The organism is Solihabitans fulvus (assembly GCF_008386585.1).
Classification (GTDB): Bacteria; Actinomycetota; Actinomycetes; order Mycobacteriales; family Pseudonocardiaceae; genus Solihabitans; species Solihabitans fulvus.
In genome coordinates this window covers 1-799 of sequence record NZ_VUOB01000295.1, presented here as the reverse complement: position 1 = coordinate 799, position 799 = coordinate 1, and the positions used below count along the sequence as shown (strand labels likewise).

At 49.9% G+C, this 799-nt stretch carries 1 protein-coding gene; it reads right to left on the bottom strand.

The window, feature by feature from the left end; genetic code table 11:
- On the bottom strand, positions 1 to 798 hold a 798-nt coding region (locus F0L68_RS45890; protein WP_223199642.1), incomplete at its 3' end, for an Hsp70 family protein.
- Between the last annotated feature and the right edge of the window lies 1 nt (position 799).

The following is a 799-nucleotide window of genomic DNA, read 5'->3' as shown; positions in this document are numbered from 1 at the left end:
AGAGGATGATGTAGGAACCTTTTGCTTGTCATCCTCGTTTCTGTACTTCTCTGCCTCATTAACCATACGCTCGATCTCTTCCTTGGAGAGACGACCTTTGTCGTTGGTAATGGTGATCTTGTTCTCCTTGTTGGTGGACTTCTCGATAGCGGAAACGTTGAGGATACCGTTGGCATCGATGTCGAAGGTGACCTCAATTTGAGGCACGCCACGCGGCGCCGGTGGGATCCCGGTCAGCTCGAATTTACCGAGCAAGTTGTTATCTTTGGGCATAGCACGCTCACCCTCAAATACTTGGATGAGTACTCCGGGTTGGTTATCAGAGTAGGTGGTGAATGTCTGAGTCTGTTTAGTGGGGATGGTAGTGTTACGCTTGATGAGTGTGGTCATGACACCTCCAGCAGTCTCAATACCGAGGGAAAGGGGTGTTACATCAAGCAACAGCAGATCCTGCACCTCCTCAGACTTGTCACCGTGCAAGATAGCAGCCTGGACAGCTGCACCATAAGCTACGGCCTCGTCAGGGTTAATAGATTTGTTGAGCTCCTTTCCATTAAAGAAATCTTGCAGGAGCTTCTGCACCTTGGGGATACGAGTGGAGCCACCCACCAGTACAATATCGTGGATTTGAGCCTTATCCATCTTGGCATCACGGAGAGACTTCTCCACTGGCTCCATGGTAGACCTGAACAGATCGGCGTTCAGCTCCTCGAAGCGAGCACGAGTAATTGACGTGTAGAAGTCAATACCCTCAAAGAGAGAATCTATCTCAATGCTCGCTTGTGTGGACGATGACAAG